Raw genomic sequence first — 25488 nt, forward strand, 5'->3', positions numbered from 1 at the left:
GTGCCCGGCGCGTCGCGCCGTCTCTCGCTCGCGATCCTCGAGGTCCCGTTCCGCGTCGAGCTCGGTCCGGGGGTGTCCGGGGAGGACGTCGCGCGGATCCGCTCGAGCTGGGCGGCGTGCGCCGCCCCCGAGACGCCGGACGCCCGGGTGCTGCGCGCAGACGTCGCCGGCGCCACGACCGAGACCGAGGGCGTGCGCGTCCTCGCGAGCTCGGTCGCCCAGCTCGAGGAGTCCCTCACCTCCACGCTCACCCTCGAGGCGATCGGCGAGCGGCGCGGCGATCTGCTGATGCTGCACGCCTGCGGGATCGCCGCGGACGACGGCCGGGTCCTCGCCTTCGTGGCCGCCTCCGGCACGGGCAAGACGACCGCCTCGCGGGCGCTCGGCGCGCGCTTCGGCTACGTCACCGACGAGACGGTCGCGGTCACCGCCGAGGGCCGGGTACTGCCGTATCCGAAGCCGCTCTCGGTGAAGCCCGCGACCGTTCCGGCACCGAAGGCGCAGCTCTCGCCCCGGTCGCTCGGCCTGCGTCCCGTGCCGGATGCGCCGCTGACCCTCGCCGCTGTCGTCCTGCTCGACCGCCGCGACGGCGTCGCCGAGCCGCGCCTCGAGGAGGTGGATCCGGTCGACGCCCTCGACGAGCTGGTCCCGCAGACCTCCTATCTCGCCGCCCGGCCCCGCTCGCTCAGCTCCCTCGTCGGAGCGCTGAGCGCGACAGGTGGCGTGAGACGTCTGGTCTACTCCGAGGCGGAGCAGGTGACCGGTCTGATCGAGGGCCTCTTCGCCGCTCCCGCCGGGGTCGCTCCGCCGATCTGGGCCGAGGTCGTCCCCCTGCCGATCGAGGCCGAGGAGCGCATCGCGGAGGGCGCCGTGCTGCGGGCCGCCGTCGACGACGCGCTGCTGCTGCCCGGTGGCGAGATCGTCGTCTTCCGCGAGAACACGCTGATCCGGCTCTCCGGAGTCGGCCCGTCGATCTGGCGCGCGGCCGGCCGCGGCGTCGACCTGCCGGCCCTCGTCGACGCCGTGCTCGCGGAGCTCGGGACGCCGCCGGACGGGATCGATGCGGCGTCCGCCGTCGCCGTCGCCGTCGAGGAGCTCGAGGGTCTCGGACTGATCGCGAGAGCGACTCCACCGCAGCCCACCCCGGACGGGGTGCAGATCTGACCGCGGGCGAAACGGGGCCGATACACGGCCGTGCAACAATTCCTAAGCCCGTCTCCGGCGCTCGCCGTTCGGTCCGAACCAGTGAAGGAACTTGACACTGTGGAACTTAGAGACGTCCTCCGACTTCTCCGCGATCACTGGCTCGCCATCGTCGCCGCCGTCCTCCTCGGCACCCTCGTCGCCTACGGCTGGTCGCTGACACAGAAGCCGCGCTACGCGTCCGAGGCGCAGGGCCTGGTCTCCGTGGCCGTGGCCGATGCGGGGGGCGACCCCAGCCAGGCCATCTATCTGCGTCAGATCGCCGACTCGGTCGCGAAGTCGAGCCTGCTCACCTTCGTCCCGATCGCGCAGTCGCGGAACGTCGCCGAGATCGTCATCGCGAACCTCGGTCTCGACGTCTCCGCGGAGACGCTCGTCACAGCGGTCGAGGTCACCCCGGACCCGGAGTCGCCGATCCTCGTCGTCCGCGCCACGGCCTCCACGCCGGAGGGCGCGCGCACCCTGGCGGACGCCTGGGTCGACGCGATCGCGACCCGCATCCAGCAGGTGAACCAGGAGACCGGCGCCGGCGACACGGTGAGCCTGCAGGGCGTCCAGGCGGCGGCCCTGCCCTCGGCCCCCGAGTTCCCGAACCTCCGGCTCGTCCTCGCCGTCGGCGCGCTGGCCGGCCTCGTGCTCGGTCTCGTCTACGCCTTCGTGCGCAACGCCCTCGACCGCCGCATCCGCACCGCCGAGACGGTCGAGCGCCTCTTCGACCTGCCCGTGGTCGGCACCCTGCCGATCGACAAGCGGCTGACCGACGCGAACCGCATCGTGCCCGAGGCGGACACCACCGACTACGTGAAGTCCGACGGCAAGCACGCGCTCGCCGAGGCGCTGCGCGAGCTGCGGACGAACCTGCAGTTCATGAACGTGGACAGCCCGCCGCGCATCATCGTCGTGACGAGTCCGCTCCCCTCTGACGGCAAGTCGACCGTGACCGCGAACCTCGCCGTCACCCTCGCCGCCTCCGGGCAGCGCACGGTCGTCGTCGACGGCGACCTCCGCAAGCCCACGGTCGCGAAGTCCTTCGGTCTCGTCCCCGGCGTCGGCCTCACCGACCTGCTGATCGGCAAGGCCGAGCTGCAGGACGTTCTCCAGCCCTGGGGCCCCTCGGGGAACCTCTGGATCCTCGGCGCCGGCTCGATCCCGCCGAACCCGAGCGAGCTGCTCGGCTCGAACGGGATGGACATCCTGCTGCACGAGATCGCCCGCGAGGCGATCGTGATCGTGGACGCTCCTCCGCTGCTTCCCGTGACCGACGGTGCGATCCTCACCGCCCGCACCGACGGCGCCCTCGTCGTCATCTCGGCCGGCAGGACGACGACGGACGAGCTCGGCAAGGCGATCCAGAACCTCGAGCGCGTCAGCGGCCACACCCTCGGCGTGATCCTCAACCGCGTGCCCCCGCGCGGTCAGGTCGGCCGCGGCTACGGCTACTACTACACGAGCTACTACGGGTCGCAGAAGTCGGGCGCCCGTCCGGACGCGGAGTCGGAGCCGGCTCCGGCCCCGACGCCCGCCACGACCGCTGTCTGAGCGGCCGGGCGTGGTGTTCCCGGGGGACGACGGCTCGCGCCGCCCGCGACGCGGCTGGAGCCCGCAGGGCGCCCCGGTGTCGTCGGCTCCCGTCTTCACCGTCCTCGCCGTCTGCACCGGCAACATCTGCCGCTCGCCGATGGCCGAGCAGCTGCTGCGCGCCGAGCTCGGCGCGCTGACCGCTCCGAGCGGCGAGCCGCTGCTGGCCTTCCGCAGCGCGGGCGTGCAGACCCGCGACGGCTACCCGATGGAGCCGACCTCGGCGCGCCTGTCGGCCGAGCTCGGCGGCGACACCGCCGGCCACCTGAGCGCGAAGCTCACCGAGTCGCTCGCCGGCGAGGCCGACCTGATGCTCGCGATGACCCGCGAGCACCTCGTCGACGCCTCGAGGCGCCACCCGGCACTCCTGCTCCGCGGATTCACCCTCCGCGAGTTCGCCCGCGTACTGCCCTTCGTGGTCGCGGAGGTGCCGCTCCCCGACATAGAGGACCCGGCCGCGCGCCTGCGCGCCGTGGTGCGGCTCGCCGCCGCCCACCGCGGCAGGGCGCCGCGCGGCGACGACGACATCGACGATCCGATCGGCCGCAGCGAGAGCACCCACACCCGCGTCGCTCAGGAGATCGCCTCGGCCGTCCGCGACATCTCCCGCGATCTGCGAGCATTGGCGCGGCGATGACATCGCGCGCACCGCGCGGGTCGTGCCGGCCCCATCCCTTCCTCCCTCCCGCAGTCGCCGACGCGACATCGACCCGCCTACGATTCGGAGAAACCCCGTGAAGCTTTCTGTCATTGGTTGCGGCTACCTCGGAGCCGTCCACGCCGCCGCGATGGCCGAGCTCGGCCACGACGTCATCGGCATCGATGTGGACCCCGCGAAGATCGAGGCGCTCGCCGCCGGAAACGCGCCGTTCTTCGAGCCCGGCCTCCCCGAGCTCCTGTCCTCCGGAGTCGCCTCCGGCCGCCTCCGCTTCTCGACCGACACGGCCGACGCCGCTGGCGCGGCGGTGCACTTCATCGCGGTCGGCACTCCGCAGAAGAAGGGCGAGAACGCGGCCGACATGACCTACGTGGACGCCGCGATCGACGGCATCCTGCCCCTGCTCACGGCCGACTCGCTCGTCGTCGGCAAGTCGACCGTCCCGGTCGGCACGGCGGCGCGACTGGCCGAGCGGATCGCCGGCAGCGGCGCGACGCTCGCCTGGAACCCGGAGTTCCTCCGCGAGGGCTTCGCCGTCGAGGACACCATCAGCCCCGACCGGCTCGTCTACGGCGTGCCGAAGGGCGCGGCCGGCGACGCCGCGAAAGCGACGCTCGACGAGGTCTACGCCACGGCGCTGGCGAACGACACCCCGCTCGTCGTCACGGACTACGCGACCGCCGAGCTGGTCAAGGTCTCGGCCAACGCCTTCCTCGCCACCAAGATCTCCTTCATCAACGCGATCGCCGAGATCGCCGAGGTGACCGGCGCGGACGTGACGCAGCTCGCCGACGCGATCGGCTACGACGTGCGCATCGGCCGCAAGTTCCTCAACGCCGGGATCGGCTTCGGCGGCGGCTGCCTGCCGAAGGACATCCGCGCCTTCTCGGCTCGCGCCGAGGAGCTCGGCGTCGGCGACTCGATCGCCTTCCTCAAGGAGGTCGACGCGATCAACCTGCGCGCCCGTCAGCGCGTCATCGACATCGTCATCGACGGCCTCGGTGGATCGATCGACGGCAAGAAGATCGCCGTCCTCGGCCTCGCGTTCAAGCCGGAGTCGGACGACGTCCGCGACTCGCCGTCGCTCGACGTGGCCAAGCGCTTCCACGACCTGGGTGCCGACGTGGTCGCGACCGACCCCGAGGCGATCGAGAACGCGCGCCGCCGCTACCCCGACATCAGCTACACGACCGACCTCGACGAGGCGCTCGCCGGGGCCGATGCGGTCGTGGTCGTCACCGAGTGGAAGCAGTTCCGCGCGATCGACCCCGCCGTCGCCGGCGAGAAGGTCGCCGGGAAGCTCGTCGTCGACGGCCGCAACTGCCTCGACCAGGACGCGTGGCGCGCTGCCGGCTGGGAGTACCGCGGTCTCGGTCGCTGACCTGACACCCCGGTCCATCGCTCAGCGGCGGACCGGCTGATCCACCACGACGCCGGAGGCGCCGCGGGGCGGGACGTGCGCGAGCGCGTCGCCTTCCCCCGCAGCCCTCCGGCGTCGTCGTGCCAGGAGCCGGTGGCGCAGCAGTGCGCCGAGGAGAGCGCCGAGGGCGGCACCGACGGTGTTCGCGAGCACGTCGTGCAGGTCGGCGTGCCGGTGGGGGAGGAGGACGAGCTGGGCCGTCTCGACGGCGGAGCTCGTCAGCGCGCCGAGCAGCACCGCGATCCAGGCCCGGCGCGGGGGCAGGTGCAGCGACGCGAGGAGCCCGAGGGGCACGAAGAGCAGCACGTTCGCGGTTCCCTCGATCAGGTCGTAGACGGCGAAGCGGTGGCCCCCGGGGGCCGACTGCACCGTCGCGCGCGCGACGCCGCCCAGGTGCCCGCCGTCGACCGGCTCCGGCCACAGCAGGACGACGGCGAGGACGAGCAGATAGGCCGCGGCGGCGACGACGGTGATCCGGCTCAGCGATCGGGGCACGGTGCTCCTCTCGGCGAGAGCTCGCCGCGGTGGGAGGGATGGGCGCGCGTCGACGGCGACGGCAGGAAGCCTTCAGTGTGCCCGGGCGTCCCCGGTCACCGACGCGTCGGCGCCGAATCGACCAGGCGCTGGCGTCCGCCGTCCGGTCGCGGGAACGACGGCGCCGGGAACGACGGGCGCTGGAACGACGGGCGCTGGAAGGACAGCCTCGGGAACGACGGTCCCGGAAACGACGAAGCCCGGCCCGGATCATCGATCCTGGCCGGGCTTCTCACCGGTCGGGGTAGCGGGATTCGAACCCACGACCTCCTCGTCCCGAACGAGGCGCGCTACCAAGCTGCGCCACACCCCGGTGGACTGTTCGCGGTGAACCGCTCACGAGCCTCGTCAATAGTAGCCGATTTCGGCGGCGGTGACGGACACCCGCCGCGGACCCCTCGAGCCCCCCGTCGAGCGGTCGGCTCAGGCGGTCGGCTCAGGTCGCCGGCTCAGGCCACCGGCTCGAGGGTCACCAGGCTGACCTCGGGGCGGCAGGCGAAGCGCACCGGCGCGTAGATCGACGTGCCCACTCCGGCGGAGACGTTGAGGTGCGCGCTGCGCAGGCCGTTGTCCCAGCCGGAGAAGCCGGAGACCTTGTCGCGCGGGATGTCGCAGTTGGTGACCAGGGCGCCGAAGCCGGGCACGCAGATCTGGCCGCCGTGGGTGTGCCCCGCGAGGATCACCTCGGCGCCGCGGGCGACGAAGTCGTCGAGGATGCGCTGGTAGGGCGCGTGCGCGACGCCGATGCTGACGCCGGGCGCCTCGTCCTCCGCGGCGCGCAGCTCGTCCACGGCGCCCGCGACGAGGTCGATCCGGTCGAGGCCGATGTGCGGGTCGTCGACGCCGAAGAGCTCGACCCGGGTGCCGCGCACCGTCAGGCTGTGCGCCGTGTTGTTGAGGTCCTGCCAGCCGAGCTCGTCGGTGAAGAAGCCGGTCAGCGCGCGGGTGTCGAGGTCGGTGGCGTTCTGCGCAGGGTTCTTCGACGGACCGCTGAAGTAGCGCAGCGGGTTCTTGACCCGCGGGCCGAAGTAGTCGTTCGAGCCGTTCACGAACACGCCGGGGACGCCGGCGAAGGGCTCGAGCGCCCGGCGGATCCCGAGGACGCCGTCGCGGTGGCCCAGGTTGTCGCCGGTGTCGACGATCAGGTCGGGAGCGAGCGCGGTGAGGGAGCGGAGCCAGTCCTGCTTCTTCGTCTGCCAGGGCGCCATGTGCAGGTCCGAGACGTGCAGGATCCGCAGCGGCGCGGATCCGGCGGGGAGGACGGGGACGGGGACGTGGCGGACGGTGAACATCGTCCGCTCGATCGCGATGCCCCAGACGGCGGCGGCGCTCCCGGCGACGGCGGCGGCGGCGAGGGCCGTGGTGAGGGGGCGAGCGCTGCGTCCGGTCATGGATCCTTCTCTCGTCGGGGCCGGCCGCGGGAGCGACCGCGTTCATTCTGCCGGACACCGCCCGGGTGACGGCCCGCTGCTCAGCCGCCGGGGGGAGGGGTGGACGGCCCGGCGCTGATCTGCAGCGAGATCGCGGCACCGCGGGAGAGTCGCGAGCCGGCCGGCGGGTTCGTCTGCGCGACCGAGCCGGCCGGGCGGTCGGAGGGGACGCGGGTCAGATCGACCGACACGACGAAGCCGAGCTCGCGCAGGCGCGCGGTGGCGGCGGCCGGATTCTGGCCGGTCACCTCGGGGACCGCCTGCTGCGGCGCCTCGACGAGCGACCGCTGCGGCGCGGGGAAGGCCGATCCGCCGTACTTCTGGTCGGCGACGCGCATGATCCGCGGCCAGATCTGGTGGCGCACCTGCCCGGCGTTCACCCTATTGAGGCTGAAGCCGCGCATCGAGGTGAAGCCGCTGACGTTGCCGACCCAGGTCGCCGTCGCGACCTCCGTGCTGGCTCCGACCATCCAGGTGTGCACCGCGTTGTCGGTGGTGCCGGTCTTGCCGATGTGCGGGACGCCGGTGCCGGTGGCCGAGGCGCGACCGGTGCCGCCGGTCATCACCTGCTGCAGGGCGAAGTCGGCGGTCGCGGCGACCTCCTCGGACATCCCCTGCGTGCAGGTGCTCGCCGGCGGGGCGACATCGGCGCCGCCGCGGTCGACGATCCGGTCGATCGCGATCGGCGTGCAGACGGTGCCCTTGTTCGCGAAGCCGGCGAAGGCGGTCGCCATCGTCAGCGGCGCGATCTCGTTGGTGCCGAGGATGGTCGGCGCGAACTTCTGCAGCTCGGTGCCGTCGGCGCGGTGCACCCCCATCGCGAGCGCGGTGTTGCGGATGCCGCAGAGGTCGAGCTGCTGCGCCATCGCGGCGAAGCCGGTGTTGATCGAGCCCTTCGTCGCGTCGAGCGCGGAGTAGACCCCGCCGTTGCCGCCCTCGTCGTTCTTGGGGTCCCAGGGCTCGCCGTAATAGGTGCCGTCGGGCTCGCAGCTGTCGCGGAAGGTCGTGTAGGCGCGACGGGTGCCGTCGACGGTCTCGTTCAGAGCGCGGCCCTCCTGCAGCCACTCGGCGAGAGTGAAGACCTTGTAGGTCGAGCCGACCTGGAAGCCGCTGGAGCCGCCGTAGCCGAAGTCGGTGCTGTAGTTGACGCTGGTGTAGTTGGCGCCGCTGACGTCGGGGTCGTTCGAGTAGTCCTTGTTCTGCGTCATCGCGAGGATGCGGCCGGTGCCGACCTCGACCGAGACGCTCGCGCTGCCGATGTTCACCCTGGCCATCGACTTCGGCACCCAGTCCTCGGTAGCGGCGACCGCCGCCTCCTGCAGATCCGAGTCGAGGGTCGTGTAGATCTGGTAGCCGCCGCGCTTGAAGGTCGCGTCGCGCTCGTCCTGGCTGGCGCCGAAGGCGTCGTCGTTCTTGATCACCCAGGTCACGTAGTCGCAGAAGTAGGCGGAGATCCCGGCCGTCTGGCAGCCGGTGCTCGGCTCGGTGATGGCGGGGACGACCGGCGTCGCGGACGCCTCGGCGATCTGGTCCGGCGTGACCTTCGACTCGATCCCCATTCGGGTGAGGATGTAGTTGCGGCGGTTCAGCGTCTCGGGGTAGCCCTCGACGGCGAGGTTGGCCGGGTCGTCGGGCCGGTCGAAGCGGAACTTCTCCGGGTTGTTGACGATCGCGATCAGGGCGGCGGACTGCGCCAGGGTGAGGTCGCGGGCGCTCGTGCCGAAGTAGTAGCGGGCGGCCGCCTCGATGCCGTAGACGGTGCCGCCGAAGAGCGCGATGTTGAGGTAGCCGAGCAGGATGTCGTTCTTCGGATACTCCTTCTCGAGCCCGATCGAGAGCCGCATCTCGGCGACCTTCCGCTCGGCGGTGGTCTCGGTGGCCTCGCGGTAGGCGGCGTCGCGCTCGATCGGATCCGAGAGCGCCTCCGCCTTCTGCACCAGCACGTTCTTCACGTACTGCTGGGTGATCGACGAGCCGCCCTGGACATTGCCGCCCGAGGCGACCGTGGCCGCGGCGCGGATCGTGCCGAGCAGGTCGATGCCGCCGTGCTCGTAGAAGCGCGGGTCCTCCGAGGCGACCACGGCGTCCTTCACGAAGGGCGAGATGTCGTCCCAGCCGACCTCGACGCGGTTCTGCGCGTAGAACGAGGCCAGGAGCACGTCGCCGCCGTTCGCGTCCTTCGCATACACGTCGCTCTTCTCGGCGAGCGTGCCGATCTCGAGGTACCCGGGGAGGTTGTCGAACATGGTGACGGTGTTGTTCGCTGCCATGCCGCCGAGCGCGATCGCCGGAGTGACCGACGCCGCGACGAGGACTCCGGCGACGACGCTCATGGCGACGATCCCGATCAGTCCGCCGACCGCGGCGCCGATGGATGTGACGATCCTGTTCCCGACTGCCCCCGACATAGAATCAGCGTAACCGCCGCTCCTGACACGGGACGCGGCGCTCGACCCGCCGGCACCGACTCCTCCGGGTGCGGTGCGCCCGGCATCCGCATCCCTGCCTCACGAGGAGAGCCATGTCCGTCCCCCGCTGGGAATACATCACGACGCCGCTGATGATCCACAACACCACCGCGATCCTGAACACCTGGGGCTCCGAGGGCTGGGAGCTCGTGCAGATCGTCACCGGTCCCGAGGGCGGGCTTGTGGCCTACCTCAAGCGCCAGGTCGCGGAGGCCGGCGCGTGATCGCCGAGCGCCTGGCCGAGCTGGGCATCGAGCTCCCCGCGGTGGCGGTGCCCGCGGGCGCCTATGTGCCGGCGGTCGTGGACGGCCACCTGGTCTTCACAGCGGGGCAGATCCCGTTCGTGGACGGCGCCCTGCCGGCGACCGGCAAGGTCGGCGCGGGCGTCGAGCCCGAGGTCGCGAAGGACCTGGCCCGCGTCTGCGCGCTGAACGCGCTCGCCGCGGTCGCCGACGTGATCGGCTCGCTCGACCGGGTGACCCGGATCGTCAAGGTGACCGGCTTCGTCGCCTCCGCGCCGGGCTTCAACGGCCAGCCCGGAGTCATCAACGGGGCGTCCGAGGTGCTCGGCGACATCTTCGGCGAGGCGGGGCGGCACGCGCGCTCGGCCGTCGGCGTGGCGGAGCTCCCGCTCGACGCTCCGGTCGAGGTCGAGCTGATCGTCGCGTTCGCCTGACGCGGACCCTGGCACGACGTCGAAGGGCGCCGCTCTCCCTCGCGGGAGGCGGCGCCCTTCGACGTTGCCGGCTCAGTCCTCGGCGGCGACCGCGGAGGAGATGACGGCCATCACCTGGGTGTCGGCGAGCGTCGTCGTGTCGCCGACGGCGCGGCCCTCGGCGACATCGCGCAGGAGACGCCGCATGATCTTGCCGGAGCGGGTCTTCGGCAGCTCCTGGACGAGGAAGATCCGCTTCGGCCGGGCTATCGCTCCGATGTGCTCGGCCACGTGGGCCTTGAGCGTCGCCTCGAGCTCGTCGTGGCCGCCGGCGAGCGCCTCCGCCTGGCTCGCCTTCGCGATGACGAAGGCGACCACGGCCTGGCCGGTGGTCTCGTCCGCCGCGCCCACCACGGCCGCCTCCGCGACCACCGGGTGCGAGACGAGGGCCGACTCGATCTCCGCCGTGGACAGGCGGTGGCCGGAGATGTTCATCACGTCGTCGACGCGGCCGAGGAGCCAGAGGTCGCCGTCCTCGTCCAGCCGTGCGCCGTCGCCGGCGAAGTAGCGGTCGCCGAACTTCGACCAGTAGGTCTCGACGTAGCGGTCCGGATCGCCCCAGATGCCGCGCAGCATCGACGGCCACGGCTCGGTGATGACGAGCAGGCCGCCGGAGCCGGCGCCGACCGGGGCGCCGGAGTCGTCGACGACGTCGATCGAGATCCCGGGGACGGGGACCTGCGCCGATCCCGGCTTCAGCGTGGTCAGGCCGGGCAGGGGGGAGACCATGATCGCGCCCGTCTCGGTCTGCCACCAGGTGTCGACGATCGGGGTGCGGCCGCCGCCGATGACGTCGCGGTACCAGACCCACGCCTCCGGGTTGATCGGCTCGCCGACCGAGCCGAGCAGGCGCAGGCTCGACAGGTCGAAGCGCTGCGGGATCTGGCGGCCGAGCTTCATGAACGTGCGGATCGCCGTGGGCGCGGCGTAGAGGATCGTCACGCCGTGCTTCTCGACGATCTCCCACCAGCGGCCGGCGTGCGGGGTGTCGGGGGTGCCCTCGTACATCACCTGCGTCGCGCCGTTGGCGAGCGGCCCGTAGACCACGTAGCTGTGCCCGGTGATCCAGCCGACGTCGGCGGTGCACCAGAAGACGTCGGTCTCGGGCTTCAGGTCGAAGACGGTGCGGTGGGTGTACGCGACCTGGGTGAGGTAGCCGCCGCTGGTGTGCAGGATGCCCTTCGGCTTCCCGGTCGTGCCGCTGGTGTAGAGGATGAACAGCGGCTGCTCGGCGGGGAAGGCGCGGGCGACGTGGTCGGCGTCCACCGCGACGATCTCCTCGTGCCACCACAGGTCGCGGCCCGCGCTCCACTCGACGGTGTTGCCGCCGCGGCGGACGACGAGGACGTGCTCGACCATGGAGCCGCCGCCGTCGAGCGCGAGCGCCGCGTCGACCGCGGGCTTGAGCGGGAAGACCGAGCCCTTGCGCCAGCCGCCGTCGGCCGTGACGACGAGCGTCGCCTCCGCGTCGTCGATGCGGGCGCGCAGGCTCTCGGCGCTGAAGCCGCCGAAGACGACGGAGTGCACGGCGCCGAGCCGGGCGACCGCGAGCATCGCGATGACGGCCTCCGGGATCATCGGGAGGTAGATCGCGACGCGGTCGCCGGCCCGCACGCCCAGGCTCGTGAAGAGGTTGGCCGCGCGCTTCACCTCGGCGGTGAGCTCCGTGTAGGTGAGATCGCGGCTGTCGCCGGGCTCGCCCTCCCAGTGCAGCGCGACGCGGTCGCCGTGGCCGGCCAGGACGTGCCGGTCGAGGCAGTTGTAGGCGACGTTCAGCTCGCCGTCGTCGAACCACTTCGCGAAGGGCGGCTCGCTCCAGTCGAGCGTGCGCGTGAACGGGCGGTGCCAGTGCAGCAGCTCGCGGCTGCGGTCGGCCCAGAAGGCGAGACGGTCGGCGGCGGCCTGCTCGGCGAGTGCTCGGGTGGCGGCGGCGTCGGCGGCGAACTCGGCGGGCGGCGGGAAGCGGCGCGTCTCCTGCTGGAGGCTGTCGATGGCGCTCGAGCCTGCGGCCGCCGTCTCGTCGAGGGGTGTGGACATCTGCGATTCGCTCCTTCGCGAGTGCGACGTGCGCCGACCGGCGTGGTCGGCTCGGCACCACCGTAGCGGCAGGCTCCGACGCCGCGAGGGGGAGGCGTGAAGCTGACCGTCCGGCGCGGTTTCGTGAAGAGTCGGCTCAGAAGCCGAATCGGACTTGGCGAATCGGCTCCGGTGCCCTAACGTTGCATACGGCCGAATGAACTTCGGCTCAGCGGCGCGAGTGATTCCCCCCAATCCAGCGCCGCCGAGGCGGCACCTGTTCCCCCCAATGGGTGCCGCCCCCTTCTCTTCCTTCCGCCGGTCGAGCACGTCGCTCCCTCGGAAGATGCATCGGGACCGGGCCGCGCCCGGTCCGCATGTGGTCGGGTCCCGCGCGGGATGATCCGCGGGGGGCCCGAGCGCGCCCATCCAGCGGATCCTCCGTGCCGGAGGGCGGATCGCGAGGCCTGACTGCGAGCGGACATCTCCGGCTCGCGGAATCAGCTCGGGCACGTCGGATCGGGCGGTTCCGGCGAGCCGGAGTTCGAATTGCGTGCCCGAGTTCGGGTGGGGCCGGCTCCGGCTCGTGGAATCAGCTCGGGCACGTCGGATGGGGCGGATTGGGCGAGCCGGAGTTCGAATCGCGTGCCCGAGTTCGGGTGGGGCCGGCTCCGGCTCGTGGAATCAGCTCGGGCACGTCGGATGAGGCGGATCGGGCGAGCCGGAGTTCGAATCGCGTGCCCGAGTTCGGGTGGGGCCGGCTCCGGCTCGCGGAATCAGTTCGGGCGCGCCGGATCGGTCGGTTCCGGCGAGCCGGAGCATGAATCGCGTGCCCGAGTTCGTCCCATGAGCCTTCAGCGGCGGAAGACCTTCGGCGCGCCGGACTGCGCGGGGCCCGCGAGCCGAGGCTCGCCGCTCCTCCCCAGGTAGGTCCTCCGCCGTGCTCTCCACCGCACCGGTCCGCTCAGCGCCCCGCGGACGGCGTGGACCCCTAGCGTTCCCGGATGACCACCGGATTCGTCCCGCTCGTCCCCGCCGCCTACCGCTCGGCGGCACCGCGTCCGCCGGACGCCGGCGCTCCTGCAGCGGTCTCCGAGCCCGCGCCGGTCCGCCCGGCGGCGGCGGCGCTCGGCCTGCTCGCGCCGTTCGCCGCCGATCCGGCGGTCACCGACCTCTTCGTCAACGGGGACTCCGGTCTCTGGCTCGACCGCGGCGGCGGGGCCGTCCGGGTCCCGTCCTGGACGCTCGACGCCGCAGGCGCCCGGCGGCTCGCGGTGTCACTGGTCGCGGCCGGCGGGCGGCATGTCGACGAGGCGAGCCCGTGCGTGGACGTGCGGCTGAAGCACGGTGTCCGCGTGCACGTGGTGCTGCCGCCGGTCGCGACCGCGGGGACGCTGATCTCGGTGCGCGTCCCGCGGGCCGACGCCTGGAGCCTCGACGAGCTGCACGCGGCGGGGATGCTCGACGATGCGGGCCGCAGCCTGCTGCGCCGTGCCGTCGACGCGCGCTGGAACCTCCTGGTCACGGGCGCCGGCGGATCGGGCAAGACCACGCTCCTCGGCGCCCTCCTGGGCTGCGCGCCGCCGCACGAGCGCCTGGTCGTGATCGAGGACGTCGGGGAGCTGCGGCCGGTGCATCCGCACGTCGTCTCGCTCGAGGCGCGCCAGCCGAATCTCGAGGGAGCCGGCGGCGTCGGTCTGGACCGCCTCGTCCGCGAGGCACTGCGGATGCGGCCGAACCGGCTCGTCCTCGGCGAGTGCCGCGGCGTCGAGCTGCGCGATCTGCTGTCGGCGCTGAACACCGGGCACGACGGCGGAGCGGGGACTCTGCACGCGAACTCGCTCGCCGACGTCCCCGCGCGGCTGGAGGCGCTCGGCTCACTCGCCGGGTTGGGGCCGGAGGCGGTCGCGCGGCAGACGGTCAGCGCGATCGATCTGGTGCTGCACCTCGAGCGGAGGAACGGCCGGCGCCGGCTCGCGGCCTCGGGCGGCTTCCGGCTCGACGACGGCGGGCGGCTGCGGATCGAGCAGGGCGCCCTGCCGCGGCGGTCCTCGCTGTGAGGCGCGACGCGGGGATCGACGAGGTGGCCGCCGTCGTGCACCGCCTGGCGGTGCTGCTCGCGGCGGGAGTCGCGCCCGCGTCGGCGCTCGGACACCTCGCGGCGTCGGACGGCTCGGAGGCGGCGGGTGCGGGCGCGCCGCCGCAGGCTGCTGCGCGCCGTGGCGGTCGAGGCGGCCCACGGCGGGGACGTCACGGTGGCGATCCTGGCCGGTGTGCCCGCGGGCGCCGAGGGGAGGGGACCTGGGCAGGCGTGCGCGCCGGGCGCCGGGCGAGGAGCGTCGCGCGGCGGCCGCACGATCGCGGCGAGGAGACCGCGTGGGCGGCCCTCGCCGCCTGCTGGCGGGTCGCCGCCGACTCCGGGGCGCCGATCGCCGCGGCTCTCGCCGAGCTGGCGGAGTCGATGCGGGAGCTCGGCCGAGCGCGGCGGGACATCGAGGTCGCCCTGGCGGGTCCGCTCGCGACGAGCCGCGTCGTCGGCGGGCTGCCGCTCGTGGCGCTCGGCTTCGGGACGCTGCTCGGCTTCGACGTGCTCGGTGTCCTGCTCGGCACGGTGCCGGGACTCGTCTGCCTCGGCGGCGGGCTCGGCCTGATGCTCGGCGCCGCGGTGTGGACGCGGCGCCTCGTCCGGGGAGCCGGACCCGGCGATCCCGCGCCGGGCCTGGCGCTCGACCTGCTCGCGGTGGCGCTCGCGGGCGGCGGCTCGATCGGGGCGGCCGGGAGCGGGTGCTGGCGGCGCTCGCCGAGTGCGGCTCGCTTCGGGGCCGTCCGCGCTGGCGGCCGCGGAGCCGGTGCTGGCGCTGTCGAGCGCGGCGGGCGTCCCCGCGGGCCGGCTGCTGCGGAGCGAGGCCGCACTGGCTCGGGTGCGGGCGGCGTCCGAGGCGCGGGAGCGGGCGGCGAGGCTCGGGGTGACGCTGCTGCTGCCGCTGGGTGTGTGCGTGCTGCCGGCGTTCCTGCTGCTGGGCGTGGCTCCGATGATGATCTCGGTGCTGCTGTCGACGTTCGCCGGTCAGGGGTGAGCGGGTGAGCGGGTGCGCGGGTGCGCGAGGGCTCTCCACAGGGCGCTCCTTCCTCTTCTCTCCACTGTTCGGCCGACGGCGTCTCCGCCCGGTGCCGGGCTCGGCGATCCTCGAGTGGGGGCAGTGACGACGAACGGAGCGAGAGATGGACGGCAGTCGGAGGAACGGGGCGGGGACGATCCGTGCGGGCGCAATCGGAGCGGCGAGGAGCGGCGCCGGGCCGGAGCGCTTCCCACGGCCCGCGTGGGAGGCGGGGTCGCTGCACGGGTGGGGTGACGAGGAGGGCTCCGCGACGGCGGAGTACGCGATCGCCACCATGGCCGCGGTCGGCTTCGCGGGTCTGCTGGTGGTGATCCTCAAGGGTGACGAGGTGCGCGGGATCCTCACGGACCTGGTCACCCGGGCGCTGACCTCGGCGGGATGAGCGGTGCGGTGCCCGGGCCGGGCTCCGGCGACGACGAGAGCGGAGGGCATCGCGAAGGGGATCGGCGACGACCGCCGGGGCGAGGAGGGGTCCGCGACGGCGGAGCTCGCGGTGGTGCTGCCGGCCGTCGTGGTGGTGCTGGCGCTCTGCCTCGGATCGGTGGCGGCGTCGGCGCAGTACGTGCGGCTCGTCGACGCGGCGGCCGACGGGGCGCGATCGCTGTCGCGGGGGGACGACCCCGGGCGGCCGGTCGGGCGGGCGGATGCGCGCGCGAGCGTCGCGACGTCGGCGGAGGCCGGACTCGTCTGCGTCGACGTCTCGGCGGAGCTGCGGCCGCTTCCGGCGGTCGCGCTGCCGGTCTCGGTGCGGTCCTGCGCGCTGGGAGGAGGGAAGTGAGCCCTCGGGTCGCGCTCGCTCGCGCGGCCCCCGCTCGCACGGCCCCTGCTCGCACGCCCCCGCTCGCACGGGGAGCGGCGCGGTCTCCGGAGAGGAGGGGTCGGCGGCGGTGGTCGCGGTCGGGGTCGTCGCGGGCACGGTTCTGGTGACGGCGGCGGTGCTCGCGGGCTGCGGCGGTGTCGTCGGGCACCAGCGGGCCGTGGCGGCGGCGGACGCGGCGGCGCTCGCCGCGGCCGATGTCGCCTCCGGTTTGCTCCCGGGGCGCCGTGCGAGGAGGCCGAGCGGGTGGCCGCGGCGATGGGCGCGACCGTCGGGCGATGCGCGCTGGAAGGAGGGGTGGCGACCGTCGAGGTCGTCGTGGCCGTCGGACCGCTGGCGCTGCCCGCTCGCGCGCGCGCCGGCCCGCCGCCGTGACGGAGCCCGACGCGCCCGCGGTGCTCAGTCGGTGCTCAGTCGGAGCTGACGCGCTGGTAGCGGTAGGCGGCGGCGGTCGGGAGGGTGCCCGCTCCCTCATCGTGCTCGAGCGCTCCGGCGAGGAGGTAGAGGTAGTGCGAGCCCGCACGGGCGCCGGGGATATCGAGGCGGCCGGCCGGGGCCGAGGCGTCGCCGTACGGGCGGCGGAGGGTCTTGCCCTCGAGGGGACCGTCGACGAACTTGGCGGTGTAGGCGGAGGTGGTCGGAGCGGAGGTGGTGTGCGTCGTTGCCATACCTGTCATCATGCGCCGATCGGTCCCGTTCGTCACCGGGTGCGGGGCACGGGATCCGGCGGATGCGCGGGTGGTGGTCGGTGCGCTCCCAGCCTGCGAGGGACGAGCAGCGGCGCGGGATGCCCGGGGTCAGTGTGTATGGTGTGCCTGTCGGGCGCCCGAAGCCGACGTGAACGGATCGTCGTTCCTCCAGCGGTCGCCGCGCACCGCCCCCGCCGAAGGGGACCCGTCGGATTCACTGATCGTCCGACCCGACAGCATCAACCGAGGAGAACTGTGTCCGGCACGAAGAAGCTGGTGATCGTCGAGTCGCCGGCGAAGGCCAAGACCATCGCCCAGTACCTGGGCGAGGGGTACGAGGTGCTCGCCTCCGTCGGGCACATCCGCGACCTCATCGAGCCGAAGAACCTGCCGCCCGAGCTCAAGAAGGGCGGCCTGGGCAAGTTCTCCGTCGACGTCGACAACGGCTTCGAGCCCTACTACGTCGTCTCCGACCAGAAGAAGAAGACGGTCGCCGACCTCAAGCGCGCGCTGAAGAACGCCGACGAGCTCTTCCTCGCGACGGATGAGGACCGCGAGGGCGAGGCCATCGCGTGGCACCTCCTCGAGGAGCTCAAGCCCAAGGTCCCCGTGAAGCGGATGGTCTTCCACGAGATCACCAAGGACGCGATCCAGACGGCCCGCGACAACACCCGCGACATCGACACCTCCCTCGTCGACGCCCAGGAGACCCGCCGCATCCTCGACCGCCTCTACGGCTATGAGATCTCCCCGGTGCTCTGGCGCAAGGTCGGCCCCGGCCTCTCGGCCGGCCGCGTGCAGTCCGCCGCGACCCGGCTCGTCGTCGACCGCGAGCGCGAGCGCCTCGCCTTCGTCTCCGCCTCCTACTGGGACCTCGCCACGGTCCTCGCCCCCGAGACCGACGCGGCCGCGGGCTTCGACGCCCGCCTCGCGCGCCTGGACGGCAAGCGGATCGGCAGCGGCCGCGACTTCGACGACCGCGGTCAGCTCAAGAGCGACGTCACCGTGCTCGACGAGTCGTCCGCCGGCGCCCTCGCCGAGGCGCTGCGCGACCCGGCGACGCTCGTCCGCGTCTCGAACCTCGAGTCGAAGCCCTACTCGCGCCGCCCCGCCGCTCCGTTCACCACGTCGACGCTCCAGCAGGAGGCGGCGCGCAAGCTCCGCTTCTCGGCGCGCCAGACGATGAGCGTCGCGCAGTCGCTCTACGAGAACGGCTTCATCACCTACATGAGGACCGACTCGCCGAATCTCTCGCAGCAGGCGCTCAACGCCGCCCGCTCGCAGGCCGCCTCGCTCTACGGCGCGGAGACGGTCCCCGAGAAGCCGCGCCTCTACTCCGGCAAGAACAAGAGCGCGCAGGAGGCGCACGAGGCGATCCGCCCCGCGGGGGAGACCTTCCGCACGCCGGACCAGCTCGCCGGCACCCTCCGCGGCAACGACCACCGCCTCTACGACCTGATCTGGAAGCGCACCGTCGCCTCGCAGATGGCGGACGCGAAGGGCTCGACCGCCACGGTCACCCTGCTCGCCAACCCGGCGGGCGACACCGAGCGCACCGCCGAGTTCACCGCCTCCGGAACGGTCATCACCTTCCGCGGCTTCCTGCTCGCCTACGAGGAGGGCCGCGACGAGGAGCGCCACGGCGCCCGCGACGAGAAGGACGCCAAGCTGCCCGTGCTCGAGGTCGGCCAGAGCCTCGTCGTCGCCGAGGTCGAGGCCAAGGGCCACGAGACCTCGCCGCCGCCGCGCTACACCGAGGCGAGCCTCGTCAAGTCGCTGGAAGAGCTGGGGATCGGGCGCCCCTCCACCTACGCCTCGATCATCACGACGATCGTCGACCGCGGCTACGTCACCCCCCGGGGCACGGCCCTCGTGCCGAACTGGATCGCCTTCTCGGTCGTGCGCCTGCTCGAGGAGTTCTTCGCCGACCTCGTCGAGTACGACTTCACCGCCGCGATGGAGGGCGACCTCGACCGCATCGCGGGCGGCGAGGAGGACCGGGTCGACTGGCTCAACCGCTTCTACTTCGGCGGCGGCGACCAGCCGGGCCTGCGCCACGTGGTCGACAACCTCGGCGAGATCGATGCGAAGACCATCAACTCCGTCCGCATCACCGACGACATCACCCTGCGCATCGGCAAGTACGGCCCCTACCTCGAGGTCGCCCAGGAGGAGGGGCAGGAGACGCCGCGCCGCGTCAACCTCCCGCTCGAGCTGGCCCCCGACGAGCTCACGCCCGCGAAGGCGCAGGAGCTGGTCGACGCCCCCGTGCAGACCGACCGCGTGCTGGGCAGCAACCCGGACTCGGGCAAGACGGTCGTGGTCAAGGACGGCCGTTTCGGCCCGTACGTGACCGAGGTCGACCCCGAGCCCGAGACCACCGCCGACCCCGCCACCGGCGAGGTCGTCGAGCCCGTCTCCGCTCCTGCTGCCAAGCGCGGCGCGAAGAAGCCGGCGGTCGTCAAGCCGCGCACCTCCTCCCTCTTCAAGTCGATGGACGTCGCGACCGTCGACCTCGCCACCGCCCTGCGCCTGCTCGACCTGCCGCGGACCGTCGGTGAGGACCCGGAGTCGGGCGAGCCGATCACCGCGCAGAACGGCCGCTACGGCCCGTACCTGAAGAAGGGGACGGACAGCCGCTCGCTCACCAGCGAGGACCAGATCTTCGAGGTGGACCTGCCGACCGCCCTCGAGGTGTTCGCGCAGCCCAAGTACGGCGCGAAGCGCGCCACGAGTGCCCTCGCGGAGTTCGAGGCCGACCCGGTCAGCGGCAAGCCCATCCGGATCCGCGACGGCCGCTTCGGCGCCTACGTGACCGACGGCGAGACCAACGTCACGATCCCGAAGGGCCAGCCGATCGAGGAGATCGACTTCGAGCAGGCGGTGCAGATGCTCGCCGACAAGCGGGCGAAGGGCCCGGCGCCCAAGAAGGCCCCGGCCAAGCGCGCCCCGGCCAAGAAGCCCGCGGCGAAGACCACGGCCGCGAAGGCGACCGCGACGAAGACGACGGCCGCCAAGACGACGGCGACGAAGACCGCGGCGGCCAAGACCGCGGCCACGAAGGCCACGGCAGCGAAGACGACCGCCGCCAAGAAGCCCGCCACCACCCGCGCCCGCAGCACCGCGGCGAAGGCGACGGGCGCGACGGAGTCGTGACCGGCCTCTTCGTCACCCTCGAGGGCGGGGACGGCGCGGGCAAGACCACGCAGGCCCGGCTGCTCGAGGAGTGGCTGCGCTCACGCGGCGAGACCGTCCGGCGCACCCGCGAGCCCGGCGGCACTGAGGTCGGCGTGCAGATCCGCGAGATCGTGCTGCACCACCGCGGCGAGATCGACCCGCGGGCCGAGGCGCTGCTCTACGCGGCCGATCGCGCGCAGCACATCGGCACCTTCGTCCGCCCCGCGCTCGAGCGGGGCGAGGTCGTCGTCCAGGACCGCTACATCGACTCCTCCGTCGCCTACCAGGGCGCCGGCCGGGTGCTCGACGCCGCGGAGGTCCGCTCCCTCTCCGAGTGGGCGACCCGCGACCTCCGCCCCGACCTCACCGTCCTGCTCGACCTCGATCCCGCCGCCGCGCGCGAGCGCCTGGACGCGGCGCGCACCCGCTACGACCGGCTCGAGGCCGAGAAGGCGGAGTTCCACGGCCGCGTGCGGCAGGCGTTCCTCGCGATCGCCGCGGCCGATCCCGGGCGCTTCCTCGTCCTCGACGCCAGCCGCCCCGTCGAGGAGCTCGCGGCCGCCGTCCGTGCCCGCGTCGGGCAGCTCCTCGATGCCCGCCCGCTCGACGCCCGGCCCGCTGTCGGACCTCGCGGCTAGCCTGATCCCGTGACCGTCTGGAGCCAGCTCGTCGGCCAGGAGCACGCCATCGGCGCCCTGCGCGACGCCTCGACCCCCCGCGACGAGAGCGGCCGCGAGTCGTCCTCGATGACCCACTCCTGGCTGATCACCGGTCCTCCCGGGTCCGGCCGCTCCAACCTCGCCTACGCGTTCGCCTCCGCCCTGCTCTGCCGCCGCGGCGGCTGCGGCGAGTGCCCCGACTGCGCGCAGGTCGCCGCCCGCTCGCACCCCGACCTCGCCGTCCTCGCCACCGAGCGCGTCATCATCTCGATCGAGGAGGTGCGCCGCCTCGTCTCGTCGTCGCAGTACTCGCCGTCGGTCTCGCGCTACCGCGTGATGGTGATCGAGGACGCCGACCGGATGAGCGAGCGGACCTCGAACGTGCTGCTCAAAGCGCTCGAGGAGCCGCCGGAGCGCACCGTCTGGATCCTCTGCGCGCCGAGCGAGGCCGACCTGCTGCCCACCATCCGCTCGCGGGTGCGCTCGGTGCGCCTCCGGGTGCCGAGCGTCGAGGACGTCGCGGGTCTGCTCGAGCGCCGCGACGGCGTCGATGCGGACACGGCTGAGCGCGCCGCACGGCAGGCGCAGAGCCACATCGGCATGGCGCACCGGCTGGCCACCGACGCGAATGCGCGCGAGCGGCGGGAGGAGACCCTCCGCATCGCCCTGGGCCTGCGCGGGGTGTCGGACGCGGTGCTCGGCGCCGCGCGGATGATCGAGGTCGCCACCGAGGACGCGAAGGCCTACACACTCGAGCGCGACGACGTCGAGCGGCAGCAGGCGCTGCGCTCGCTCGGCGTCGAGCCGGGAGGCACGATCCCCGCCCAGCTCCGCTCGCAGCTGCGGTCGCTCGAGGAGGACCAGAAGCGGCGCGCCACCCGCAGTCTCCGCGACGGCCTCGACCGTATCCTGGTCGACCTGCTGTCCCTCTACCGCGATGTGGTGCGCCTCCAGCTCGGCGCCCCCGGCGGCGTGATCAACGAGGAGGTGCGCGCCGAGATGACCGCACTCGCCGACTCCACCGGCCCCGAGCGCACGCTCGCCGTGCTCGACGCGGTGTCGACCGCGCGCCAGCGCATCGACGCCAACGTCTCGCCGGTGCTCGCGCTCGAGGCGATGCTCGTGGTCGCCGCGCGTCGCCCGGTGGCCGCATGAGCCGCGTGAGCCGCGCACGGCGCTGGTCCGCGATCGCCGCGGTCGCCGCCGCGACCGCGCTGCTCGCCGGCTGCTTCGCGCCCGGACCGAGTGTCGAGCGCACGTCCACCCCCGCCCCGCAGGAGGTCGCCGCCGACCTCGGGCGGTACTACGGGCAGACGCTGGTCTGGGACGACTGCGGCGACGGCGCCCAGTGCACCGACGCGACCGTGCCGCTCGACTGGGACGACCCGGCGGGGGAGACCGCGTCGGTCGCCCTGGTCCGCCACCCCGCGACGGGCGGCGACGCGATCGGCTCCCTCCTGGTGAACCCGGGCGGGCCCGGAGCCTCCGGCGTCGACTTCGTCCGCGACAGCGTCGACTACGCGGTCGACGCCGAGCTCGCCGCCCGCTACGACGTGGTCGGCTTCGACCCGCGCGGCGTCGGCGCCTCGACCGCGGTCTCCTGTCTCGACGACGCCGGTCTCGACTCCTACCTCTACGACCTCGTGCCGGGCGAGCGCGGCAGCGACGAGTGGATCGACGCGCAGCGCACCGCCTCCGCCGCCTTCGCGGCCGCCTGCGAGGAGCGCAGCGGGGCGCTGCTGCCGGAGGTCGGCACGACCAGCGCCGCCCGCGATCTCGACGTGCTGCGCGCCGCGCTCGGCGACGAGACCCTGCACTACCTCGGCTACTCCTACGGCACCTTCCTCGGCGCCACCTACGCCGGCCTCTTCCCGGAGCGCGTCGGCCGGCTCGTGCTCGACGGCGCGCTCGACCCGGCCGCGACCTCGCTCGACGTCGTCCGCGAGCAGGCGAAGGGCTTCGAGTCCGCGCTGCGCGCCTACCTCGCCGACTGCCTCGGCTCCGAGGGCTGCCCGTTCACCGGCACCGTCGACGAGGGCATGGCCCAGGTCGCCGCGCTGCTCGAGCGGGTCGACGCCTCGCCGATCCGCGCCCAGGACGGCCGGCAGCTCGGCTCGAGCACGCTGCTGACCGCGATCGTCTACCCGCTCTACTCGGCGTCGTCCTGGCCCGGGCTGAGCGAGATGCTCTCGGACGTGCGGCGGGGCGGCGCCGAGATCGCCTTCCAGTACGCGGACGCCTACAACGGCCGCACCGCCGACGGCGGCTACTCCGACAACGCCACCGAGGCGTTCCTCGCGATCAACTGCGTCGACTACGCCTACGACGCCGAGACCGCGTCGATGCGCGCGGACGCGGCGGAGCTCGAGGCGGCGGCGCCGACGCTCGGGCGCTACCTGGCCTACGGCGACATCCTCTGCGGCGAGTGGCCGGCCGCGTTCGAGGGCTCGCGCGAGCCGATCGCGGCGGAGGGCTCCGCGCCGATCCTCGTGGTCGGCACCACCAACGACCCGGCCACCCCCTACCTCTGGGCGCAGGCGCTGGCCGGCGAGCTGGCCGAGGGCCACCTCGTCACCTACGACGGCGAAGGGCACACGGCCTACAACAAGTCGAACTCGTGCGTGAACGACGCGGTCGACGCGTATCTGCTCGAGGGCGTCGTCCCCGAGGAGGACCCGCAGTGCTGACCGAGCAGGAGCGCCGCGCCGCGCAGGAGCAGCCCGGACTGCGCGAGCGCAAGCGCCTCGCGACCCGGCGCGCGATCGAGACCGCCGTGCTGCGGCTCGCGAGCGAGCGCGGTCCCGACCGGGTGACCATCGAGGACGTCTCGCGCACGGCCGACGTCTCGACCCGCACCTTCTTCAACTACTTCGCCTCGAAGGAGGACGCCCTGGTCGGCGGCCTCCCGGTGATCTCCGACGAGACGGCCGCCGCGTTCCTGGCCGGCCGGGGTCCGATCGTCGCCGATCTGCAGGAGGTGTTCGTCGCGGCGGCCGAGGTGCCCGGCGAGGAGGACCGCGAGCTGCACCTCCTGCGCCGTGGTCTCTTCCGCGAGCATCCGCACCTGGTCGGCCTCAAGATCGCGGGCATGCGCGAGTTCGAGCTCGCGATCGAGGGCCTGGTCGCGGAGCGCCTCGCCCGCGGCGAGGACGACACGGAGGCGGTGCGCAGCCGGGCGCGGATGCTCACCCTGGTCGGGTTCGCCGCGATGCGGCACGCCTGGGCGGCGTGGGTCGATCACGACGGACGCGACGCCCTGCCGGGGCTGATCGCGCACTCGTTCGACGAGCTGCGCGGCGCGCTGCGGGAGTAGCCGCCGGCCCGTGCGCTCGATTCACGCCCCGGCCCGCGAGCAGGCTATGCTGTGTAATCGTGTCCGGGGCCAGCGCCTCGCGAGCACGCCGCCTTAGCTCAGTCGGTAGAGCGTCTCACTCGTAATGAGAAGGTCGTCGGTTCGATTCCGACAGGCGGCTCACCCTTCGTACACCGGTGCAGCCGCGAGCGCGGCCACGACGCCCCGGCTGTCCTGCCCAGGCCGCGCCGATCCCCGTTCGTTACCCTGGTCCGGATGACCGACACCCCGCCCCGCCGCCGGCCGCGCGCCCTCCTGCTCGCCGCGGCCGCCGTCGCTGTGCTGCTGGGCTTCGGAGCCTTCGGCGCCGGAGCCGCGATCGGCCGCACCGCGACGCCGACCGCGACGCCCCTGCCCGTCGCCACGGAGGCGGCGACCGCGACGCCCACCCCGACTCCGACCGCGCGCCCCGCCGGCGCCGAGACCGCGGCGGCGCTGCGCACCTGCTCCGTCGCCGGTCTCGCCGCCGACCCGCGGCTCGGCTCGATGCAGGCGCGGGTGGTCGACGCGGCGACCGGCGAGGTCCTCTTCGACCGCGGCGGCTCGACCGCCTCGCGCACCGCCTCCGCCCTCAAGATCCTCACCGCCGCCGCCGCGCTCTCCGTCCTCGGACCGGACACCCGCATCGCCACCACCGTCGTCGCCGGCGCCGAGCCCGGCAGCGTGGTCCTCGTCGGCGGCGGCGACCTGACGCTGAGCAGGCTGCCCAGCGGGCAGGAGTCGGTCTACGCCGGCGCCGCGCACCTGGACGACCTCGCCGCGCAGGTCGAGCGCGCCCGGGACGCCGACCCGGCGACCGCGGGCACCGCGATCTCGTCGGTCGTGCTCGACACCTCGCTCTACTCCGGCGAGACCTGGCAGCCGAGCTGGAACCGCAAGGAGCAGACCGACGGCTACATGCCCGAGATCACGGCGCTCCAGGTCGACGGCGACCGCGCGGACCCGACCGCCACCACCTCGCGGCGCGGCGAGGATCCGGTCGGTCGAGCGGGCGACGCCTTCGCCGGCGAGCTGGCAGGCTCGCCGACCGTGTCGCTCGGCACCGCCCCGGCCGGCGCGACCGTGCTCGGCACCGTCGAATCGGCGCCGGTGAGCACCCTCGTGCAGCAGATGCTCCTCGTCTCGGACAACGCGATCGCTGAGATGCTCGCGCGCCTGGTCGCGATCCGCACCGGATCCGGCAGTGACTTCGGCGCGGAGCAGGCCGGCGTGCTGCAGGGCCTCGCGGGCTACGGAGTGGACACCGCGGGCATCGTGATCGTCGACGGCTCCGGCCTCAGCGACGACAACGCGGTGGCGCCGGCCTATTTCACGAGCCTGCTGCGGAAGATCCAGGCGCGGGAGGGGCAGCTCGGCGTCCTGCTGGACGGGCTGCCCGTCTCGGGGCGCACCGGCTCGCTCGCCTACGCCGACCGCTTCGCCGGTGACAACGCGGTCGCCGACGGCGCCGTCCGCGCCAAGACCGGCTGGATCGACACCGGCTACACGCTCGCGGGCGTCGTCGACGCGCAGGACGGCACCGCGCTCACCTTCGCCGTCTACGCGCTCGGCGACGTGTCCGACTCGGCCAAGACCGCGATCGACACGCTCGTGACCGGGTTCTACCGGTGCGGCGGCGCGCTCTCCGACTCCTGAGCACCCCGATCATCCGCC

The 25488-nt window shown here is 73.4% G+C and carries 21 protein-coding genes and 2 tRNA genes; 17 read left to right on the forward strand and 6 right to left on the reverse strand.

Annotated elements, in window-relative coordinates:
• From GSU72_RS05150 to GSU72_RS05165, 4 genes are all read left to right on the forward strand, one after another.
• Entirely contained in the window at positions 1–1164 is a 1164-nt protein-coding gene (locus GSU72_RS05150; protein ID WP_159984088.1) for a hypothetical protein, read from the forward strand.
• Positions 1165–1263: 99 nt separating this feature from the next.
• Positions 1264–2742, forward strand: a complete 1479-nt coding sequence (locus GSU72_RS05155) for a polysaccharide biosynthesis tyrosine autokinase (RefSeq protein ID WP_244255983.1) — start codon at positions 1264–1266, stop codon at positions 2740–2742.
• 10 nt (positions 2743–2752) lie between these two features.
• Positions 2753–3418: a hypothetical protein gene (locus GSU72_RS05160; RefSeq protein ID WP_159984090.1), complete on the forward strand. Its 666-nt coding sequence runs from the start codon at positions 2753–2755 to the stop codon at positions 3416–3418.
• Positions 3419–3515: 97 nt separating this feature from the next.
• Entirely contained in the window at positions 3516–4820 is a 1305-nt protein-coding gene (locus GSU72_RS05165) for a UDP-glucose/GDP-mannose dehydrogenase family protein (RefSeq protein ID WP_159984091.1), read from the forward strand.
• A 21-nt stretch (positions 4821–4841) separates the two neighbouring features.
• Here GSU72_RS05165 and GSU72_RS05170 read toward each other — a convergent pair whose 3' ends face one another.
• From GSU72_RS05170 to GSU72_RS05185, 4 genes are all read right to left on the reverse strand, one after another.
• A complete protein-coding gene (locus tag GSU72_RS05170; protein ID WP_159984092.1) occupies positions 4842–5354 on the reverse strand; it encodes a VanZ family protein in 513 nt (170 codons plus the stop codon).
• Between the two features lie 278 nt (positions 5355–5632).
• A tRNA-Pro gene (locus GSU72_RS05175) sits at positions 5633–5706 on the reverse strand.
• A 136-nt stretch (positions 5707–5842) separates the two neighbouring features.
• A complete protein-coding gene (locus GSU72_RS05180; RefSeq protein WP_159984093.1) occupies positions 5843–6784 on the reverse strand; it encodes a metallophosphoesterase in 942 nt (313 codons plus the stop codon).
• A gap of 80 nt (positions 6785–6864) precedes the next feature.
• A complete protein-coding gene (locus GSU72_RS05185; protein WP_159984094.1) occupies positions 6865–9231 on the reverse strand; it encodes a transglycosylase domain-containing protein in 2367 nt (788 codons plus the stop codon).
• Positions 9232–9344: 113 nt separating this feature from the next.
• Between GSU72_RS05185 and GSU72_RS21190 the strand changes: the two genes are divergently transcribed.
• Complete coding sequence (locus GSU72_RS21190) at positions 9345–9515, forward strand: hypothetical protein (RefSeq protein WP_167306095.1); 171 nt, start codon at positions 9345–9347, stop codon at positions 9513–9515.
• Positions 9512–9967 carry a RidA family protein gene (locus tag GSU72_RS05190; RefSeq protein WP_208545154.1) on the forward strand — a complete coding sequence of 152 codons (456 nt, stop codon included), beginning with the start codon at positions 9512–9514 and terminating at the stop codon, positions 9965–9967. Before GSU72_RS21190 ends, GSU72_RS05190 begins: the two co-directional genes overlap by 4 nt.
• 72 nt (positions 9968–10039) lie before the next feature.
• On the opposite strand, the gene acs is transcribed toward GSU72_RS05190, so the two are convergent.
• Positions 10040–12043: an acetate--CoA ligase gene (gene acs / locus GSU72_RS05195; RefSeq protein WP_159984095.1), complete on the reverse strand. Its 2004-nt coding sequence runs from the start codon at positions 12041–12043 to the stop codon at positions 10040–10042.
• Positions 12044–13026: 983 nt separating this feature from the next.
• Between acs and GSU72_RS05200 the strand changes: the two genes are divergently transcribed.
• From GSU72_RS05200 to GSU72_RS05215, 4 genes are all read left to right on the forward strand, one after another.
• On the forward strand, positions 13027–14082 hold the full coding sequence (locus tag GSU72_RS05200; RefSeq protein ID WP_159984096.1) for a TadA family conjugal transfer-associated ATPase: 1056 nt from the start codon (positions 13027–13029) through the stop codon (positions 14080–14082).
• 744 nt (positions 14083–14826) lie between these two features.
• Positions 14827–15099: a hypothetical protein gene (locus GSU72_RS05205; protein ID WP_159984097.1), complete on the forward strand. Its 273-nt coding sequence runs from the start codon at positions 14827–14829 to the stop codon at positions 15097–15099.
• A gap of 259 nt (positions 15100–15358) precedes the next feature.
• The gene (locus tag GSU72_RS21480) at positions 15359–15523 is read left to right on the forward strand and encodes a DUF4244 domain-containing protein (RefSeq protein ID WP_244256088.1); all 165 of its coding nucleotides are present in this window, start codon (positions 15359–15361) and stop codon (positions 15521–15523) included.
• A 3-nt stretch (positions 15524–15526) separates the two neighbouring features.
• Positions 15527–15919: a TadE family type IV pilus minor pilin gene (locus tag GSU72_RS05215; RefSeq protein WP_244255984.1), complete on the forward strand. Its 393-nt coding sequence runs from the start codon at positions 15527–15529 to the stop codon at positions 15917–15919.
• Positions 15920–16368: 449 nt separating this feature from the next.
• On the opposite strand, the gene GSU72_RS05220 is transcribed toward GSU72_RS05215, so the two are convergent.
• Entirely contained in the window at positions 16369–16626 is a 258-nt protein-coding gene (locus tag GSU72_RS05220) for a hypothetical protein (RefSeq protein WP_159984099.1), read from the reverse strand.
• A gap of 276 nt (positions 16627–16902) precedes the next feature.
• Between GSU72_RS05220 and topA the strand changes: the two genes are divergently transcribed.
• The 7 genes from topA (at position 16903) to dacB (ending at position 25470) form a co-directional block, all read left to right on the forward strand.
• On the forward strand, positions 16903–19803 hold the full coding sequence (topA, locus tag GSU72_RS05225; protein ID WP_159984100.1) for a type I DNA topoisomerase: 2901 nt from the start codon (positions 16903–16905) through the stop codon (positions 19801–19803).
• A complete protein-coding gene (gene tmk / locus GSU72_RS05230) occupies positions 19800–20462 on the forward strand; it encodes a dTMP kinase (protein WP_159984101.1) in 663 nt (220 codons plus the stop codon). The genes topA and tmk overlap by 4 nt, the downstream gene beginning before the upstream one ends.
• A gap of 9 nt (positions 20463–20471) precedes the next feature.
• Positions 20472–21638, forward strand: coding sequence for a DNA polymerase III subunit delta' (locus tag GSU72_RS05235; RefSeq protein WP_159984102.1), 1167 nt, complete (start codon positions 20472–20474; stop codon positions 21636–21638).
• Positions 21635–23170, forward strand: coding sequence for an alpha/beta hydrolase (locus GSU72_RS05240; protein ID WP_159984103.1), 1536 nt, complete (start codon positions 21635–21637; stop codon positions 23168–23170). The genes GSU72_RS05235 and GSU72_RS05240 overlap by 4 nt, the downstream gene beginning before the upstream one ends.
• A complete protein-coding gene (locus GSU72_RS05245) occupies positions 23164–23796 on the forward strand; it encodes a TetR/AcrR family transcriptional regulator (protein WP_244255985.1) in 633 nt (210 codons plus the stop codon). Before GSU72_RS05240 ends, GSU72_RS05245 begins: the two co-directional genes overlap by 7 nt.
• An 87-nt stretch (positions 23797–23883) precedes the next feature.
• A tRNA-Thr gene (locus tag GSU72_RS05250) sits at positions 23884–23956 on the forward strand.
• Between the two features lie 95 nt (positions 23957–24051).
• Positions 24052–25470, forward strand: coding sequence for a D-alanyl-D-alanine carboxypeptidase/D-alanyl-D-alanine-endopeptidase (dacB, locus tag GSU72_RS05255; RefSeq protein WP_159984104.1), 1419 nt, complete (start codon positions 24052–24054; stop codon positions 25468–25470).
• Positions 25471–25488: the final 18 nt, after the last annotated feature.

It is taken from the genome of Rathayibacter sp. VKM Ac-2760, assembly GCF_009834185.1.
In the GTDB taxonomy this organism is placed as follows: Bacteria; Actinomycetota; Actinomycetes; order Actinomycetales; family Microbacteriaceae; genus Rathayibacter.